The 19,879-nt window shown below is 35.5% G+C and carries 13 protein-coding genes and 1 tRNA gene; 8 read left to right on the top strand and 6 right to left on the bottom strand.

The window, feature by feature from the left end; genetic code table 11:
• Positions 1–116: 116 nt before the first annotated feature.
• Together FPG59_RS06615 and rocD are read right to left on the bottom strand one after the other, a co-directional pair.
• Complete coding sequence (locus FPG59_RS06615) at positions 117–1,079, bottom strand: arginase (RefSeq protein WP_086453834.1); 963 nt, start codon at positions 1,077–1,079, stop codon at positions 117–119.
• An 11-nt stretch (positions 1,080–1,090) separates the two neighbouring features.
• Positions 1,091–2,374 carry an ornithine--oxo-acid transaminase gene (gene rocD / locus FPG59_RS06610; protein WP_086453833.1) on the bottom strand — a complete coding sequence of 428 codons (1,284 nt, stop codon included), beginning with the start codon at positions 2,372–2,374 and terminating at the stop codon, positions 1,091–1,093.
• A gap of 232 nt (positions 2,375–2,606) precedes the next feature.
• On the opposite strand from rocD, the gene FPG59_RS06605 reads away from it, so the two are divergent.
• The 4 genes from FPG59_RS06605 to FPG59_RS06590 all read left to right on the top strand — a co-directional run bounded on the left by FPG59_RS06605 (position 2,607) and on the right by FPG59_RS06590 (position 7,448).
• Positions 2,607–3,059, top strand: a complete 453-nt coding sequence (locus tag FPG59_RS06605; protein ID WP_086453832.1) for an Lrp/AsnC family transcriptional regulator — start codon at positions 2,607–2,609, stop codon at positions 3,057–3,059.
• A 10-nt stretch (positions 3,060–3,069) separates the two neighbouring features.
• Entirely contained in the window at positions 3,070–5,268 is a 2,199-nt protein-coding gene (locus tag FPG59_RS06600; protein WP_217875839.1) for a penicillin acylase family protein, read from the top strand.
• A gap of 114 nt (positions 5,269–5,382) precedes the next feature.
• On the top strand, positions 5,383–6,153 hold the full coding sequence (locus FPG59_RS06595) for a dienelactone hydrolase family protein (protein WP_086453830.1): 771 nt from the start codon (positions 5,383–5,385) through the stop codon (positions 6,151–6,153).
• A 281-nt stretch (positions 6,154–6,434) separates the two neighbouring features.
• The gene (locus tag FPG59_RS06590; RefSeq protein ID WP_086453829.1) at positions 6,435–7,448 is read left to right on the top strand and encodes a M28 family metallopeptidase; all 1,014 of its coding nucleotides are present in this window, start codon (positions 6,435–6,437) and stop codon (positions 7,446–7,448) included.
• A gap of 412 nt (positions 7,449–7,860) precedes the next feature.
• Here the strand turns inward: FPG59_RS06590 and FPG59_RS06585 are convergent.
• The 4 genes from FPG59_RS06585 to FPG59_RS06570 form a co-directional block, all read right to left on the bottom strand.
• Positions 7,861–7,934: transfer RNA gene (locus FPG59_RS06585), tRNA-His, on the bottom strand.
• Between the two features lie 86 nt (positions 7,935–8,020).
• The gene (bshB1, locus tag FPG59_RS06580) at positions 8,021–8,737 is read right to left on the bottom strand and encodes a bacillithiol biosynthesis deacetylase BshB1 (RefSeq protein WP_086453828.1); all 717 of its coding nucleotides are present in this window, start codon (positions 8,735–8,737) and stop codon (positions 8,021–8,023) included.
• Between the two features lie 31 nt (positions 8,738–8,768).
• The gene (locus tag FPG59_RS06575) at positions 8,769–9,860 is read right to left on the bottom strand and encodes a chorismate-binding protein (RefSeq protein ID WP_086453827.1); all 1,092 of its coding nucleotides are present in this window, start codon (positions 9,858–9,860) and stop codon (positions 8,769–8,771) included.
• Complete coding sequence (locus FPG59_RS06570; RefSeq protein ID WP_086453826.1) at positions 9,860–10,297, bottom strand: PaaI family thioesterase; 438 nt, start codon at positions 10,295–10,297, stop codon at positions 9,860–9,862. Before FPG59_RS06570 ends, FPG59_RS06575 begins: the two co-directional genes overlap by 1 nt.
• A gap of 112 nt (positions 10,298–10,409) precedes the next feature.
• On the opposite strand from FPG59_RS06570, the gene FPG59_RS06565 reads away from it, so the two are divergent.
• The 4 genes from FPG59_RS06565 to purL form a co-directional block, all read left to right on the top strand.
• Positions 10,410–11,936: a hypothetical protein gene (locus tag FPG59_RS06565; RefSeq protein WP_086453835.1), complete on the top strand. Its 1,527-nt coding sequence runs from the start codon at positions 10,410–10,412 to the stop codon at positions 11,934–11,936.
• A gap of 138 nt (positions 11,937–12,074) precedes the next feature.
• The gene (locus tag FPG59_RS06560; RefSeq protein ID WP_086453825.1) at positions 12,075–13,913 is read left to right on the top strand and encodes an endonuclease; all 1,839 of its coding nucleotides are present in this window, start codon (positions 12,075–12,077) and stop codon (positions 13,911–13,913) included.
• A 385-nt stretch (positions 13,914–14,298) separates the two neighbouring features.
• Positions 14,299–16,140 (top strand): endonuclease, encoded by a 1,842-nt coding sequence (locus tag FPG59_RS06555; protein ID WP_086453824.1) that lies wholly within the window; start codon positions 14,299–14,301, stop codon positions 16,138–16,140.
• Positions 16,141–16,232: 92 nt separating this feature from the next.
• Positions 16,233–19,879, top strand: a 3,647-nt coding sequence (gene purL, locus FPG59_RS06550) for a phosphoribosylformylglycinamidine synthase (protein WP_086453823.1), incomplete at its 3' end; no start/stop codon positions are given.

The following is a 19,879-nucleotide window of genomic DNA, read 5'->3' as shown; positions in this document are numbered from 1 at the left end:
ATCAAAAACAAAGGCTTGACTTCAATATAATTTGAAATCAAGCCTTTTGTGTATAATGTAGAAAAACGATAAGCATCCCATTTAAAAAAGATACTTTAAAATCTATTTTTGTTGAACTATAGATTTACGCTCATTAAATTTGGAGTAATTGCTTCTAAAACTTCAAAAGCAGTTTCGGCCATTTTATTTCCTTTTGTATCCAATAAAGGGTTGACCTCAACAAATTCAACGCATACCACTTTCTTCGTTTGGATAATTTGATTTATGATTGCGATTATTTCGTACTGATCAAAACCTTTAGCAACTGGTGTACCTGTACCATAAGAAATCATATCACAATCCATAGAATCTACATCAAAGGAAATATACAAAACCTCGCAATGAGCTACTTTTGCTAAAGCTTCAGTAACGCAAGTTTGCAAACCTCGATACCTGACTTCGTCAACTTTATAATTCTTGATTTTTAATTTCTCGATTTGTTTGTCCTCCTCTTCCTCAGTATCACGAACGCCAAAATAGATTAGATTTTCAGGTAAAACTTTTGGCCCTTGATGACCAATGTTTTTCATTTCCTCCCAGTCCTGATGCGTTTCGGGAGTTACTTCGTTATTTTGACAACTCAAATTATCATCTCCAAGTGCCGCTGACAAAGGCATTCCGTGAATATTTCCAGAAGGTGATGTATAAGGAGAATGCAAATCAGCATGCGCATCAATCCAAAAAACTCCTATATTTTGCTCTGGAAAAGCCGCTTTTATTCCGCTTAATGTTCCCAAAGCTGAAGAGTGATCTCCTGACAAAACAATTGGAAAGTAATTTTCATCAATACTTTGTTTTACCACATTGTTTACTCTAATACACTGTTCTAAAACATGTTCAATTCGCTTAGCACTAGAGCTACGGTCTTTATCATATATGGTTTCATTGTGCGTTTTAACATCTTCAAACAGAAAGCGGTTGAAATAATCACTGTTTTGATTTATAGCAGCAATTTCTATGGCATCAATACCCAAATCAGAACCACGCGTTCCAGCACCTATATCCGATCTGTTCTTTATTAATTTTATTGTTTTTCCCATTGATCTGTATGTTATCTAAAATCATTTAATGCTCGTTCAATAATCGCTAAGCATTCGTGAATTTGCGTTTCTGTAATCACTAATGGCGGTGCAAAACGAATTTTATTTCCATGTGTTGGCTTAGCCAATAAACCGTATTCACTAAACTTCATGCAAATATTCCAGGCAAGATCAGACTCCTCGTCACAATTTACAACAATAGCATTCAATAGTCCTTTTCCTCTCACTAAGGTAATGATAGGATTTCGTGCAGCAATTTCATTTAATCCATTTCTTAAAACTTCACCAAGATAAGCCGCATTTTGCGCTAAATTTTCATCTTTTACCACTTCAAGTGCAGCAATGGCAACCGCTGCAGCAATAGGATTTCCTCCAAAAGTAGACCCGTGCTGTCCTGGTTGAATCACGTTCATGATAGCATCATTTGCCAAAACTGCCGAAACAGGATAAACCCCACCTGAAATTGCTTTTCCTAAAATCAATATATCTGGTTTTACTTCTGGCGTATTTTCGCAACCTCTTTTACAATCGCAATTACCGCAAGTAGCCAGTAATCTTCCTGTACGTGCTATTCCTGTTTGCACTTCATCTGCAATAAACAATACATTGTGTGCTGCACATAATGCTTTGGCTTTTGCCAAATACCCTTCACTAGGAACATAAACTCCAGCCTCCCCTTGAATAGGCTCTACAAGAAATCCGGCAATCGTTGTTGTTGACTTCAAGACAGCTTCTAACGCATCAACATCATCATAAGGAATTTTGATGAATCCAGCGGTAAAAGGTCCAAAGCTTTTGCGTGCATTATCATCATTAGAAAACGATACAATTGTTGTGGTACGACCATGAAAATTATTTTCGCAAACAATGATTTGTGCTTGATTTTCTGGAATTCCTTTTACTTCATAAGCCCATTTTCTACATAATTTTAAAGCCGTTTCAACTGCCTCGGCACCAGTATTCATGGGTAACACCTTATCAAAACCAAAATACTTTGTTACATATTCTTCAAAAGGACCTAATTGATCGTTATGAAAAGCACGTGAAGTCAACGTTAGCGTTTGTGCTTGTTTGACCATTGCTCCTACAATTTTTGGATGACAATGACCCTGATTCACCGCTGAATAAGCAGATAAAAAATCGTAATATTGTTTACCATCAACATCCCAAACATGAACGCCTTCGCCTCTTTCTAAAACTACTGGTAAAGGATGGTAATTGTGTGCTCCATATTGATTTTCTTTAGCAATTAAAGATTCAGATTTTGATGAAAGTTTTTGTTCTGTATGTGCCATGATGTTAAGGATTTACATTTTAAGAGTACAAAACTAGCATTATTTTTTAATTTACCAACGAAATTAAAATTTTTGACTTTAAAAAAGCTACTAATTGTAAATATTTATTTAATTTAGACCAAAATTAAGTCATTTCTGAAGTACTAGAAATCAATTTTAAGCTTTTTTTGAAGTCAATAAAAAGAAGTACTTTTATACCAATACAACTGCATCAATTATAATTTTTAACAACATGGATATATTAGACGAGTTTGATATCAATATTATTAAAGAACTAGAAAAAGACGGACGTATGGCCTACTCTGCCATTGCTACTACTTTGAAAATATCAAATACAATGGTACATCAGCGCATTAATAGGCTGATTGATCACGGAATCATAACGGGGATTAAACCTATCATTAATGAAAAGAAAATTGGTTACGATTGGGGGTCCTTTACTGGTATTACCTTAAATAAGGACCAAGATTCAGATCGCATAATTGAAGAACTTAAAAAAATTCCCGAAATTACAGAATGCTACTTTATTACTGGCTCTTTTACATTATACATTAAAATTATTGCAAAAGATCATGAGCACATGCGACGCGTACTCTATGAAAAAATCGATACAATACCTGGAATTGCCAAGACAGATTCTATAATTGAATTGGGTTGCGCATTCAAACGTAATGTAAGTCTTTAAAAATAAAAAAATGAAGTATTTCAATATTTACAGTACAGTTACGCTATGCTTTTTAAGTTCTAGTATGCTTTTTGCTCAAAAAATGACTACGTCCGAACTAGCACGACTCCAAAAGCAATCGCAACAAGTAACTATCATTAGAGACAATTGGGGAATTGCGCACGTATATGGCAAGACTGATGCCGACGCCGTTTTTGGAATGTTGTATGCCCAATGCGAAGATGATTTTAAACGTGTAGAGATGAATTACATCGAAAAATTAGGACGACTTTCCGAAGTAAAAGGACAAGAATTTCTCTACAATGATCTAGAAATCAAATTACTCATAGACATTGATGAAGCAAAAGCTGACTATAAAAAAGCGGCGCCTTGGCTACAAAAATTACTGAACAGTTATGCAGACGGGATCAACTACTACCTATACAAACATCCTGAAGTACAACCGGCTTTATTAAATCATTTTGAGCCCTGGTTTCCATTGCTGTGGACTGATGGGAGCATTGGAGCAATTAGCACGGGAGGACTAACTACAAGTGAACTTAAATCTTTTTACGGCTCTGCAGGTGACAAAATCGCGTATGTAGAACGTGAAATTAATGTGCAAACAGGATCCAACGGTTTTGCTATTGGACCCTCAAAAACAGCATATGGAAATGCCATTTTATACATTAATCCACATACTACCTTTTATTTTAGACCCGAAATACAAATCAGTAGTGAAGAAGGTTTGCAGGCTTATGGAGCGGTTACGTGGGGGCAATTTTTTATTTATCAAGGGTTTAATGAAAATTGCGGTTGGATGCACACATCATCAAATGTGGATGTAGCCGATTTGTATGCTGAAAACATCGTAACTAAAAATAAGAAACTGTTTTATGAATACGACACCCAACTCCTACCCGTTGTCGAAAAAAAAATAACTATCAAGTACCTTGAAAACGGCAAATTAATTCCTAAAACATTTACCTCCTATTTCACCAATCACGGCCCAATAATGGCTAAAAGAAATGGAAAGTGGATCAGCTTGAAATCATTCAATCGCTCTGTAAAAAGTTTAGAACAAAGTTGGATTCGAACTAAATCCAAAAGTTTTGTTGACTATAAAAAAGCAATGGATATAAAAGCCAATACTTCGAATAATACGGTCTATGCCGACAAAGAAGGAAATATAGCCTACTGGCATGGTAATTTTGTCCCAATAAGAGATCCTAAATTGAATTGGTCAAAAGTTGTAGACGGAACAACAAACGCAACACAATGGAAAGGACTGCACGAGGTTTCAGAAATTGTACATTCTTACAATCCTGAAAACGGATGGTTGCAAAACTGCAACTCTACACCTTTTACTGTTGCTGGAACAAACAGTCCAAAACCCGAAAATTACCCACCTTACATGGCACCTGATGGTGAAAATTTTAGAGGACTCAATGCAGTACGATTGTTAAACAAAGGAAATCAGTATACTTTAGACCGTGTAATTGCAGATGGTTATGACACTAAATTAACCGTATTCGAATTTTTGATTCCAGCTTTGATTTCCAGTTTTGAAAAGAACATTAATACTAATACACCTCTTTATAAAGAACTCATTGCACCCATAACTGTTTTGAAAAATTGGAATTATTATGCTCATGAAAATTCAGTAGCAACAACACTTGCCGTAGAATGGGCTTATCAATTAGAACCTATAATTCAAAAAGTATATACTAACGAAGGTGAATTAGATCAGGTGCAAAACACTATTCAATTTTTAAAAAACGCACAACCAAATGATTTGCTACCGCCATTACAAAAAGTTCTTAATGAATTAAAAACTAAATTTGGTTCTTGGGAAATCCATTGGGGACAGATCAACCGTTTTCAAAGAACCTCTGGCGCTATAGCATTAGACTATGATGATGAGCAAGAAAGTTTGCCTATTGGTTTTGGACCTGCAGTTTGGGGGAGCTTACCAGCATTCAAAAGTAGTTGTCAAAAAGATACCCAAAAACGTTATGGTAGCAACGGCAATAGTTTTGTATGTGCGGTCGAATTTGGCACAAAAATCAAAGCAAAATCATTACTTGCAGGAGGAAATAGCGGCAATCCTAACTCGAAACATTTTTTTGATCAAGCCAAAAGATATCAAGAGGGACAATTCAAGGATGTTTTGTTTTACAAAGAAGACGTATTGAAGCATGCTGAAAAAACGTATCATCCTGGGGAATAAGCCCTAGATTAACTACTATAAGATTTTAAAATACAGATATAAGATAATAGGATATTAGATAAAGCAGACTAGCATAATTAAATCAGAAATTTGCTAACCTTAATAAATACTACTATGAAAAATATTTTTTTAGCCCTTATTGGCGTACTACTAAGTTCCACTGGTGCTCAGGCTCAATTAAAGCCCGTAGCGTATACTGATGGTGCTCAAAAACTAAATGGCCTTGCGGTTGCACCTCAAAAAGCAACAAAAACAAAACCAGGAGTTTTAATCCTACCTGCTTGGAAAGGTATTGATACCCATGCCAAACAATCTGCTGAAAAATTATCAAAAATGGGCTACTACTCCTTTGTTGCTGATATTTACGGTGAAGGCAATTATCCTAAGAATACTGAAGAAGCAGGAAAACAAGCTGGTTTTTACAAAAACAATGTAGGCGATTATCAAAGACGCATTCAGTTAGCACTAGACCAATTAGTAAAAGCAGGTGCAAATCCTGATAATATTGTTGTTATAGGGTACTGTTTTGGAGGTACAGGCGTTCTTGAAGCTGCCAGAGCTGGAATGAAATTTCAAGGTGTTGTTTCGTTTCACGGTGGCTTAGGTCGCGATGCTGCTAGGACCAGTACTCCTATCAAAACAAGAGTCCTAGTACTTCATGGTGCTGATGATCCTTATGTCCCAGTCTCTGAGGTAGCTGCTTTTCAACAAGAAATGAGAACTGCAAAAGCAGATTGGGAAATGATCTACTACGCTGATTCGGTTCACGCCTTTTCAGATCCTGAAGCTGGTAATGACAATTCAAAAGGAGCTGCTTACAATGAAAAAGCAGATAAGCGCTCTTGGGAGCGAATGAACGTTTTCTTAAAAGACGTATTGAAATAATAGCTAGAAAAAGTAATGACAGTATAAATTCCGAATTTTACATTTAGAATGTATGTAAAAATCGGAATTCACACTGTTTTTTTATGCCCAAAATGTTTTTCAAAACCAAATCTACCACTATTGTAACTTGGTAGAAAAAAAATTCCATAAACTCTCTAGACGTAAATAATTTAATTGCTTCACTAATTTATCAAAAAAGTATTTGTTATTTTACAGTAACTTCGTGCACGTCATTTTTATAATGACTTTATTGCTATGTATACTTTATAATTAACATTAAAATGAAAAAAATTGCTATTCTTGGTATCATTACCACTTTTACACTTAGTTGCTCCAGTCAGCAAAACATTACCACGCCCGTGGAGCCCACCACTTATTTAAAAACCATAACCGAAAAGGAGCTAAAAACTCATTTGTACATTGTAGCTTCAGATGAAATGGAAGGTCGAGAAACAGGCTCTACTGGTCAAAAAAAAGCAGGTAATTACCTTATTGATCAGTATAAAAAAAATAAAATTGGTTATCCAAAAGGAGCAACAGATTTTTATCAAAAAGTTCCAGCTGCTTTCTTGAACGCGCAATACAATGAAAACCTACCAGACTCTGAAAACATTTGGGCCTACATTGAAGGTTCAGAGAAACCAAATGAAGTATTGGTCATATCTGCACATTACGACCACGTAGGTACAAAAAACGGAGAAATTTACAATGGTGCCGATGATGATGGTTCTGGAACTGTAGCATTACTTGAAATTGCTCAAGCCTTTCAAAAAGCAAAAAAAGACGGCCACGGTCCTAAACGCTCTATTATGTTCTTACATGTTACTGGCGAAGAACACGGCTTGCATGGATCAAGATACTACTCCGAAAATCCACTTTTCCCTATTGCAAATACTATTGCCAACATCAATATAGACATGATTGGCCGTAGAGATAAGGAACACGCAGACAGCAATAATTATGTGTATGTTATTGGAGCAAACCGACTTTCGACAGATTTAGACAACATTTGCGCTGCCGCAAATACTAAATACACAAACCTAAATTTAGATTATAAATACAACGACCCTAAAGATCCTAATCATTTTTACGAGCGTTCTGATCATTATAATTTTGCAAAATTTGGAATCCCTTCCGTTTTCTTATTTAATGGAGTACACGCAGATTACCACCAACCTACAGATAGTCCTGACAAAATTGAATATGATGCACTTACTAAAAGAGCTCAATATGCATTTGCAATAGCATGGGAACTTGCAAATAGAGAAAACAGACCCGTAGTAGATAAAAAATAATAATCTCTAGGACACATCCTTGCTTTCACTAGCGTTACAGCAAGGTCGGGCTATACGTTACAATCTCCCGAAAAAAATCGGGAGGATTTTCACTACTATCCCTTGTGCAAAAAAAATACGCCTCAAATTATTTTGAGGCGTATTTTTTTTCAAAACACAAAGCAATCTAGCTGTATACACCGTACTTCCTAAGCATTTATAAAACAGCTTGCTTTTCTTCCAAAGCAAGCTTAACTATTCAGAAATACTAAATGCGGTTTAATTCCTGATTTAAGCCATTAAAAAAACAAACGACGCAACACATCAAGACATCAAAAAAATAGGCTTTATAATCTTTCCAAAACGCACCAAAGCTTGTTGAATTATAGATACAAAAAAAGCCTCGAATTTCTTCGAGGCTTTTGCTTTTTTGGGTGGATGACCGGGTTCGAACCGGCGACCCTCGGTACCACAAACCGATGCTCTAACCAGCTGAGCTACAACCACCATTTGCTTAGCGGTGGCAAAGATACAACTAAAGTTTACTTTTGCAAACGTTTTTTAAAACTTTTTTAAAAAAATTTACAACATTTTTAGATCAAATCACCTAAACTATTGACAGCCAAATATCTTTCTACCGTAAAACCTTCAGCATGATCTACACCTGTGAGCCTTCCTAAATCCCTAGAACGGTAATTTAAACTTTCTAGGAAGTTTTTACTTGATATTGGCGACTCTGGTTCTGTTGAATTAGGATCGTAAAATTGAGAACCATAGGCCAATATAGATGCAACTTTTAAATCTGTAAAACCTGTAATATCCACCACAAAATCCGGAATACTATTTTTCCATTGAATGTAATGATATACCAATTTTGGGCGCCAAGCCGTTTGCACTTCTCCATCTAGAGTGGTTTCAATTTTAACTAACCCAGATAAAAAACAAGCATCAGACACCAGCTTACTTCCTTTAGCATGATCAATATGGCGGTCGTCTACAGCATTACACAACACTATTTCAGGTTTGTATTTCCGAATCATCTTAATTACCTCTAGTTGGTGTGTTTCGTCATTTACAAAAAAACCATCACGCATCCCCAAGTTTTCTCGTACAGTTACGCCTAGTATTTTTGCAGCAGCAGCAGCTTCTTGATCTCTAATACTTGCAGAGCCACGCGTACCTAACTCTCCACGAGTTAAGTCAACAATACCTACTTTTTTACCCAGTGAAATCTCTTTTAAAATAGTTCCTGCACATCCTAACTCTACATCATCTGGATGAGCGCCAAAGGCTAATATGTCTAGCTTCATACTTTATTATTATTAATTGATATGATAATGATTACAACACTTTTTTCATGGTCATGGATTTATTAACACTTTCCTCCCACTCTTTTTCAGGAATACTGTCTTTTGTTACACCGCAACCCATATACAAATGTACTTGTTTTAAACTCTGTTTAATTACCATATCCTGTTCATTAGCTTTAATTTGCATGCATCTCAGATTTACATATAAATCAGCGTTTTGTTGACCGCTATCCACATCACAATTCAACTCACCTAAAAAACCCGTATAAAATTCCCTATCGTAATTTTCGTTTTCAATAATAAATTTTTTGGCACTTTCCTTTGGTAAGCCACATACAGCTGGTGTAGGATGCAAGACTTGAATTATCTTCTTAAAAGATGTTTCGGGTGTAATTCTACCTGAGATATCTGTCCTAATATGCCACAAAGAACCCGCTTGATAACTGTAGGGTTTAGACACTGAAACTGATTCCAACTCGTTCTTCAATTTTGAAACAATAAAATCAGTCACAAATTGCTGCTCCTCAATTTCTTTGTTTTGCCAATAAACAGCTGGAGTACCTACATCTTTTTGAGTTCCTGCCAGCGAAATGGTTTTTAAAACATCCTCTTTTACATTTAGAAGTAATTCTGGTGTAGCACCCAGCCAAGTGCCTATTTTTGGGTGATAAAAACAATAGACAAAAGCGGTAGGATAACTATATACCAAGGATTCATAAATCTCAAATACACTTTTATTTCCTACAGCTACAATTTCATTTCGAGACAATACTACTTTTTCAAACTCCTTATTATTAATAGCTTGAACCCCTTTACTAACCAAGCTTACAAATACTTCTTCATCTTTGCTTTCAAAAAAAAGAAGGCTTTTTTCTTCCTTTTGAATAAATGATTCTTGGTACTTCCATTGGAATTTTTCGGCTTTTTCTTCAGGGATATAGTACGTATTTAATCCATCAAATGAAGAAATAATGAATCCTTTTTCAGTAAAATCATTAATAGAAAATAAAGTATCCTCTAGTTGTAAATAACCCGTAATTTCTTTTTGATTGGGTTTCCGGTACAAAACAAAGGGCAGCTTGTCAAGCAAATGATCTTGTACTTTCTGGATCATTTCCTCCATTACTTATCGGTAGTTTTACGTTTAGGAAGCACCATATTAGTTAATTTACAAAGTGAAATAAGAGCGTTATTTTCATCTGTAATTTTAATCTCCCACAAGTGAATGCTCTTTCCGCGGTGAATGATTCGGGCTGTTGCGGTAACAATTCCCTCTCTTTTAGCTTTAAGATGATTGGCAGATATTTCAATTCCGCGTACTTCGCTAACATCCGAATTAACATAAATCATAGATGCAGCACTACCTACACTTTCAGCTAATGCTACAGATGCACCTCCATGCAACAATCCCATAGGCTGATGAACAGTAGCATTAACTGGCATGGTAGCTACTAAGAAATCTTCACCAGCATCCACATACTCAATCTGCAACGTTTGCATTAAAGTGTTTTTAGAAACATGATTGCAGTAGTTTAAAATTTTCTCTTTATCGAAAGTCATAATTGTTGGTTTAAAAATGTAAAAATAAATAAAGTAACAATAGCATTATGCAAATACAATTGTTAATATGTTTTACAAAATAGATTTTTGTTATTTTTACAAAAAAATTACCATGCGTTTCAAAATACTTATCCTACTTGGTGTACTAACAATTGCTTTCAGTTCTTGCCGATCTGATTTTGAAACAGTAGCGAGTACTGGTGATTTAAAATTTTCAAAAGATACCGTTTATCTGGATACTGTTTTTTCAAATATTAGCTCAAGCACCTACATGCTAAAGGTATATAACCGAAGTAAAAATGATATTTCAATACCTACCATAAAACTTGGTAAAGGTTTGAATTCAAAATACCGAATGACAGTTGACGGTTTACAAGGAAACAATGGGAAAATTTTTAATAATGTTCCCATACTTGCGCGCGACAGCTTATTTGTATTCATAGAAACTACCGCAGCGATTACTGATGTCAGTTCGGATACGTTTTTATATACTGATCAAATTGAATTTGACAGTGGAAGTAATCAACAAAACGTGGAACTAGTTACGCTTGTTCAAGATGCTATTTTTTTATATCCCGAACGCTTTGCTGATGGAACAACCGAAACACTTCCTGTGGGTGACCAAAAAATAAATGGTTTTTACCTCAACGAAAATGATCCTGTACATGGCAACGAATTGGTTTTCACCAAAACAAAACCCTACGTAATTTATGGTTACGCCGCAGTGCCTCCAGAAAAGACAGCCATTTTTGAAGCTGGCACCCGTGTTTATTTTCATGCAAATTCGGGGATTGTAGTGGCAAATAAAGGATCTATTCAAGTCAAAGGAAAACAATCATTAACTCCAAAAATGGAAAACGAAGTTATTTTTGAAGGCGACCGATTAGAACCCGCTTTCGAAGATGTACCTGGACAATGGGGAACTGTGTGGCTTAGCAGCGGCAGCACCAACAACAGCTTTGAAAACTTAACTATAAAAAATGCCAGCATAGGTTTGTTGATTCAAAACAATGACGGATCCACAGTTCAAATTAAGAATACCCAAATTTACAACAGCAGCAACTACGGAATATTGGCGCAGACCGCAAAAATTGAAGGTCAAAACATTGTAATAAATGCAGCAGGACAAGCAACCCTAGCTTGTACTTATGGAGGTAGTTACACTTTTACACATAGTACTTTTAACAACAACTGGAATAGTTCACAGCAACAAGCTTTGATTGTAAGCAATTTTATTACGGGTGCTGTTCCAGAGGAAAAAGACCTTGCGAAAGCTCAATTTAATAATTGTATTATTTACGGATCGTATGCAACTGAAATGACATTGAGTAAAAAAACAACAGCTGCATTTGAATACCAATTTAACAACTGCTTGATTAAGTTTGATAACCGCTCTGCTAATGTAAGCACGAATCCTTTGTATCAATTTGAGACTGATCTTTTACATTACAAAGCCATACTACTCAATAAGGACCCTAAATTTTTGAGCGTATCAAAAAACAAATTGAATATTGATGATACTTCGGCGGCTTATGCCAAAGGAAATACTTCTTATCTTATAAATCAAGATATTATTGGTAATACGCGAACACTTCCGCCAGATTTAGGAGCATTTCAAAACAAAGTTTTCCCGAAATAAACACCTAAAAAAAATATTTCCTACATACCCAATAAACTATTACTTTAATAAACATTTCATAACCCGATATTTAGAAAATAAATAGTAGTTTTGGCAAAATTTTCAAAATCAAAAACACATACCACACTTTTTAACACTATGAAACAAAATTACACTTTATTATTTATAATGCTATGCGCATTAGGATTTGCACAAGCACCTGCAGGATACTACAGCACTGCTACCGGATCAGGGTACACCCTCAAAACACAGTTACATAACATCATTAAAGGGCATACTACATTATCATATGGAGAATTATATGTAACTTATTCTACATCTGATATAGATAATTTTTTTGAAAAAGACGGAACAGTATTAGACATGTACTCAGAAAACCCTGCAGGAAATGACCCTTATACATATAGCATTGCATCAACACAAAGATGTGGAAATTACACCAAAGAAGGAGATTGCTATAACAGAGAACATATTATACCACAATCGGTATTCAACGAACAGTCGCCTATGGTATCTGATGCACATTTTATTACTCCAACAGATGGAAAAGTAAATGGTATACGTTCCAATTACCCTCATGCTAATGTTACGGTTGCTTCAGAAACAACTTTGAACGGAAGTAAACTAGGCACAGGTTCAATTTCAGGATACAGCGGACTAGTATTTGAACCTATTGATGAATTCAAAGGAGATATTGCACGTATGTATTTCTATTTTGTTACACGTTATGAAAATACAGTTGCTGGTTATAACTTTCCAATGTTTAATAACTCAACTGGAAAAGTATTTACAGATGCTTTCTTAGCACAACTTATTTCTTGGCACAATCTAGATCCAGTAAGTCCTCGTGAAATTGAAAGAAACAATGCTATTTACGCACGTCAAAACAACCGTAATCCTTTTATAGATAATCCGAGTTATGTGGCTGCAGTTTGGACAACAGAGCCTGCAGATACACAGGCGCCAACAGCTCCAACCAATTTAACTGTAACCACTACCACTTCAAATACAATAACCTTAACTTGGTCTGCAGCCACAGACAATGTTGCTGTAACAGGATATGATATTTATTTGAATGGTTCATTAAAAACTAATACTACAGGATTAACAACTACAGTAACAGGCTTATTACCATCAACTGGTTATGTTTTTTATATCATAGCAAGAGATGATGCTAGAAACTCATCTGCGGCAAGTGGATCAGTAACAGGTACAACTACTGCTGCACCAACAGGCGGTGCAGGAGCAACAGAACTTTTCTTTTCTGAGTACGTTGAAGGAAGTAGTTTTAACAAAGCATTAGAAATTGCCAACTTTACAGGAGCTGTAGTTGATTTAACTGGATATTCTATTCGTAAACAATCAAACGGAGCTGGAGCATGGACAACAGGATTAAATTTAACAGGGACCTTAAACTCGGGTTCAGTATTTGTTTTAGTTGATCCACAAATGGCAACAGCATGTTATCCCGTAGCTAACGCTAATTTATCATCTACACAAGAAGCCTTTAACGGTGATGATCCTATGGGATTATTCAAAAACGGAGTATTAATTGATATTATTGGAACTTTTAATGGTGGTACCGCAAAATTTGGTGAAAATGTTACCCTACGCAGAAAACCAAGCATCACTGCTCCTAATACCACTTTTGATAAAACCGCAGAGTGGGATTCTTTCGCAAGCAATACGTGTGACGGAATCGGTACTCACACAGTAACAACATTATCAAGCGAAGATTTTGAAAGTAACGGAATTATTTTATATCCAAATCCATCGAACGGAATTGTAAAAATCAATTTCCCTAATGCTGATGATAAATACACGGTACAAGTATTTTCAGTAATAGGTCAAAAAGTATTTGAAGAGCACTATGACAACAACAATACAGCTCTTTTAAATGGCCTCGAAAGAGGAATTTACATTGTTAAAATTACTTCTTCAAACAAAACATTTACAAAAAAATTGATTGTAAATTAAGAGCAATCAAGAAGATACCAAGCGGCACTGAGTGCCGCTTTTTTTATATCCACATTTTTAATTTAACAAGATTTAAAATATTAATATAATGTCGTATAACATATAAAAAACAGAGTCTGTAAGAAATATACTTTTAGAATAAATTCTAAAAAGAAACAATAAAACAACCTAGCAGATTGAAAATACAAAATTCGCACATTAAAGTAAGATTGAATTTACTTTTGACAATTATTTATTTATTATTCTATCAAACTATTAAATTTCTTTACAATTACTTAACATTACAATAGTTTTAAATTATAATTTTGCACCGCCTTAAACATCTCATAAACAACTTGTAAGGTATTTATAACAAACGCAAATCAAACTACTTTAAAACACTTTTATGAAGCACATCTACTCTGTATTATTATTCTTCTTTATAACGGTTATGTCTGCGCAAGCTCCTAGCGGTTACTATAGCACGGCAACAGGTTCTGGCTACACCCTGAAAACACAGCTTTACAACATTATTAAAGGTCATACTGATCAAGGTTACTCTGGATTATGGACAACCTACGCTACGTCTGACAGAGATCGTCAAAATGAAAATGACAACACTATTTTCGATTTGTATTCTGAAATTCAAAACGGACCAGATCCTTACAATTATACGCTAACAACTAACCAGTGCGGAACGTATGCTGTAGAAGGTGATTGCTACAATAGAGAGCACATAATTCCACAATCTACATTTAACTCTGCAGCACCTATGGTTTCTGATGCGCATTTTATCCCACCAACTGATGGAAAAGTAAATGGCTTACGTTCAAGTTTTCCGCATGGTAACGTTGCAACAGCATCAACAACTACACTTAACGGAAGTAAACTTGGTACAAGTGCTGTTTCAGGATTTACAGGAACTGTTTTTGAACCTGCAGCAGCATTTAAAGGAGATATTGCTAGAATGTATTTTTACTTTGCTACTCGTTATGAAAATACGGTAGCTGGATATCCTTACGCTATGTTTAATGGAAGTAGCAATCAAGTATTTACAACTGCTTTCTTGAACGTTCTTCTTTCTTGGCATGCTAATGATCCTGTTAGTTCAAGAGAAATTGAGAGAAACAATGCTATTTATGCTCGCCAAGGTAATAGAAATCCCTTTATAGACAATCCGTCTTATGTTAACGCTATTTGGGGCGGAACTACTGGTGGCGGTACAACCGATACAACTGCTCCTAGCACACCAACATCGCTAACATCAACAGCTAAAACCACAACTTCAGTTACTTTGGCTTGGAATGCCTCAACTGATAACGTAGGAGTAACAGGTTATAATGTATATGTTAATGGTGTTTTAAGAACCACAGTAACAACGCTAAACACGGTGGTTAGTAGCTTAACAGCAGCTACTAGTTACACTTTTACTGTAAGAGCTAGAGATGCAGTCGGAAACTTATCGGCAACTAGTAATGCTTTAACTGTTGTTACCAATTCAAACAGTACTTCAACTGAGTTAATGTTCTCTGAATATATTGAAGGATCATCCAATAACAAAGCTTTAGAAATTGCCAATAAAACGAGTGCTGCCATTAACCTTTCAGCATACAGCATTAGAAGACAAACGAACGGCGCTGGAGCGTGGAGTGCTGGTTTGGCTCTGTCAGGAACTATCAGCAGCGGTGGAAAATACACTATCGTAAATAGCCTAATGGCTTCTAGTTGTTATCCTACTGGTTCAGCTAACTTATCTACATCTGCAACCGAAATGACTTTTAACGGAAATGACGCTGTAGGTTTGTTTAAAAATGGTGTTCTTATTGATATCATTGGAACTTTTAATGGTGGAACTGCCAATTTCTCTATAGATGAAACCATCCGCAGAAAAGCAACTGTAACAGCGCCTTCAACAACTTTTAACAAAGCTACTCAATGGGATGTCTTTGCATTAGACACCTGCTCTAACTTAGGCAGTAGAACTACAAGTAAAACTCCAAAAAATAGCATCAATACAGCAACAAATACGGTAGAGATATATCCGAATCCATCACGAGGCACATTTAGTGTAACCAATGCTAATACTATTTATTCCATTGAAGTGTATTCTATTCTTGGTCAAAAAACATACAGCTTAGAAAACACTACTCAATCTGAAATAACGATTCCAAATAGCACACCAGGAACTTATCTCGTACGATTACAAATTGACTCAAACGAAATTGTAAAAAAACTCATTATTCAATAATACTAAAAGCGGCAAAATTGCCGCTTTTTTTATGCTTAGAATTTAATCTTAATTGCTTAAATTTGCACAGCAATACAACAAACTACACAACAATGATTCATTTCTTTGAAAACCAAAGTAAAACCGTTTTTGCCGTACAAACGCAAAACGAAATCTCAGCTCAAGACATTTCAAAACTCAATTGGCTTTTTGCCGACGCACATATCCTAGAAAAATCCGTACTTACGGATTTTTTTGTTGGACCACGTGCCGCTATGGTTACGCCATGGAGTACCAACGCAGTGGAAATCACCGAAAACATGGGGGTTTCTGGAATTATTAGAATTGAAGAATTCGAAAAAGTAACTGCTGAATTCACTGATTTTGATCCAATGTTACTTCAAAAATACACGGAATTACATCAAGACATTTTCTCAATCAATATTCAACCAGAAGCTATTTTAGAAATTGAGGATATTGATGCCTATAACAAACAAGAAGGTTTAGCTTTAAGTGCAGAAGAAGTAGAATACTTAAATAATTTAGTTTCTAAACTAGGAAGAAAATTAACGGATTCTGAAATTTTTGCTTTCTCACAAGCCAATTCAGAACACTGTCGTCATAAAATTTTCAATGGAACTTTTGTGGTAGATGGCGAAGAAAAACCAACTTCCCTATTTAAGTTAATCAAAAAAACATCTCAAGAAAACCCTAACGATATCGTTTCAGCATATAAAGATAATGTGGCTTTTGTTAAAGGTCCGAAAGTGACTCAATTCGCACCAAAAAGCGCAGACAAACCCGATTTTTACGAAGAAAAAGAATTTGAATCGGTACTTTCTTTAAAAGCCGAAACACATAATTTCCCTACAACTGTTGAACCTTTTAACGGAGCTGCAACAGGTTCTGGTGGAGAAATTCGTGACCGATTGGCTGGTGGACAAGGATCGTTACCTTTAGCTGGAACGGCAGTTTATATGACTTCTTATTCAAGATTGACCAACAATCGCAAGTATGAAGGCGCCATGGAAGAACGTCCTTGGTTGTATCAAACACCAATGGATATTTTAATTAAAGCCTCAAATGGAGCTTCGGATTTTGGAAATAAATTTGGACAACCATTAATTACTGGTTCAGTTTTAACTTTCGAACACGAAGAAGAAAATCGCAAAATTGGTTACGATAAAGTAATCATGCAAGCGGGTGGAATTGGGTACGGAAAATTAGATCAAGCAATTAAAAAGAAACCACAAGAAGGTGATAAAATTGTTATTCTTGGTGGAGAAAATTATAGAATTGGAATGGGTGGAGCTGCGGTTTCCTCAGCTGATACTGGAGCTTTTGGTTCAGGAATTGAATTAAACGCCATTCAACGTTCTAATCCGGAAATGCAAAAACGTGCTGCAAATGCCATTCGTGGTTTAGTGGAAAGTGATCACAATCCAATTGTTTCTATTCACGATCATGGTGCGGGTGGACATTTAAATTGTTTATCTGAATTAGTAGAAGAAACAGGTGGATTAATCGATTTAGATAAATTACCAGTTGGAGATCCAACGCTTTCTGCTAAAGAAATCATCGGAAACGAATCTCAAGAAAGAATGGGATTAGTGATTGGTGAGAAAGACATGGACATCTTACAAAGAATTGCCGATAGAGAACGTTCCCCAATGTATGAAGTAGGTGTAGTTAGTAATGATCATAGATTTACATTCGAATCGAAATCTACAGGTTTAAAACCTATGGATTATGCTTTGGAAGACTTTTTCGGAAGTTCACCAAAAACCATCATGACAGACCAAACTATTACTAGAAATTATAGTAATTCGGAATATAACTCAAACGAAATTCCAACCTATTTAGAGCAAGTTTTACAACTTGAAGCTGTAGCTTGTAAAGATTGGTTAACAAACAAAGTTGACCGTTGTGTAGGTGGAAAAGTAGCCAAACAACAATGTGCTGGACCGTTACAATTGCCTTTAAATAATGTTGGTGTAATGGCTTTAGACTTCAAAGGAAAAGAAGGAATTGCCACTTCCATTGGCCACGCTCCTATTTCGTCTTTGATTGATCCAGTTGCTGGTACAAGAAATGCTATTGCAGAATCGCTTTCTAACTTAGTTTGGGCGCCGTTAAAAGATAATTTAGATTCCGTTTCTTTATCGGCAAACTGGATGTGGGCTTGTAAAAATGAAGGTGAAGATGCTCGTTTATATGAAGCGGTTCAAGCTTGTTCAGATTTTGCTATCGAATTAGGAATCAATATTCCAACCGGAAAAGATTCGCTTTCGATGAAACAAAAATATCCGAATGATGAAGTAATTGCACCAGGAACGGTGATTATTTCAGCAGCTGGAAATTGTTCGAATATTACAAAAGTAGTTGAACCTGTTTTACAACGAAATGGTGGAAACATTTACTACTTAAATTTATCTCAAGATAGTTTTAAATTAGGAGGTTCTTCATTCAATCAAACACAAAATAAAGTAGGAAATGAAACGCCAACTATCAAAAATGCAGCTTTCTTCAAAAAAGCATTTAATACCTTACAAGATTTAATTAAAGATAGAAAAATCAAAGCTGGTCATGATATTGGAAGTGGTGGACTAATCACAACTTTATTAGAAATGTGTTTCGCTGATGTGAATTTAGGTGCGAATTTCGACTTAACTTCTATCAATGAAAAGGATTCTACTAAATTATTATTTTCTGAAAATATCGCCATTGTTTTCCAAGCTGACACAGAAGTAGAAGCGATTTTTGAAGCTAACGGAATTGAAATTTTCAATATTGGAACCGTTACGAATTCAAATTCAATATCAATATCAAACTTCAATGACAAATTTGAATTTAATGTTTCAAAATATAGAGAAATTTGGTTTGAAACGTCTTTCTTGTTAGATCAAAAACAAACAAAAAACGGTAAGTCATTAGAGCGTTTTGAAAATTTCGCCAATCAACCTTTACAATTTACGTTCCCATCACATTTTGATGGAAAATTACCAATAGTTTCAAACACTAACCGACCAAAAGCAGCAATTATACGTGAAAAAGGAAGTAATTCGGAACGAGAAATGGCGAATGCGATGTATTTAGCAGGTTTTGATGTAAAAGACGTTCACATGACCGATTTAATTTCGGGAAGAGAAACCTTGGAAGATATTCAATTTATTGGAGCTGTAGGTGGATTTTCGAATTCGGATGTTTTAGGTTCCGCAAAAGGTTGGGCTGGTGCGTTTTTATATAATGAAAAAGCGAATACGGCCTTGAAAAACTTCTTCAAAAGAGAAGATACGCTTTCTGTTGGAATTTGTAATGGTTGTCAGTTAATGATGGAATTGGAATTAATTAATCCAGAGCACGAAGTTCATGGAAAAATGAAACATAACGATTCGCACAAACATGAAAGCGGCTTTACTTCTGTAAAAATTCAGAAGAATAATTCTGTGATGTTATCAAGTTTAGAAGGTGCTACTTTAGGCGTTTGGATTTCACATGGTGAAGGAAAATTCAACTTACCAATGGCAGAAGAAAACTATAATATCGTAGCCAAATATGGGTATGAAGGTTATCCGGCTAATCCAAATGGATCAGACTACAACACAGCCATGATGTGCGACACCACTGGAAGACATTTAGTAATGATGCCACACATAGAACGTTCTACTTTTCCTTGGAACTGGGCTAATTATTCAGACAGAGATCAAAAAGATGAAGTTTCACCTTGGTTAGAAGCGTTTGTAAATGCTAGAACTTGGAT

It is taken from the genome of Flavobacterium sp. FPG59 (genome assembly GCF_002150205.1).
GTDB lineage: Bacteria > Bacteroidota > Bacteroidia > Flavobacteriales > Flavobacteriaceae > Flavobacterium.
This window is presented reverse-complemented; position numbering and strand designations above follow the sequence as displayed.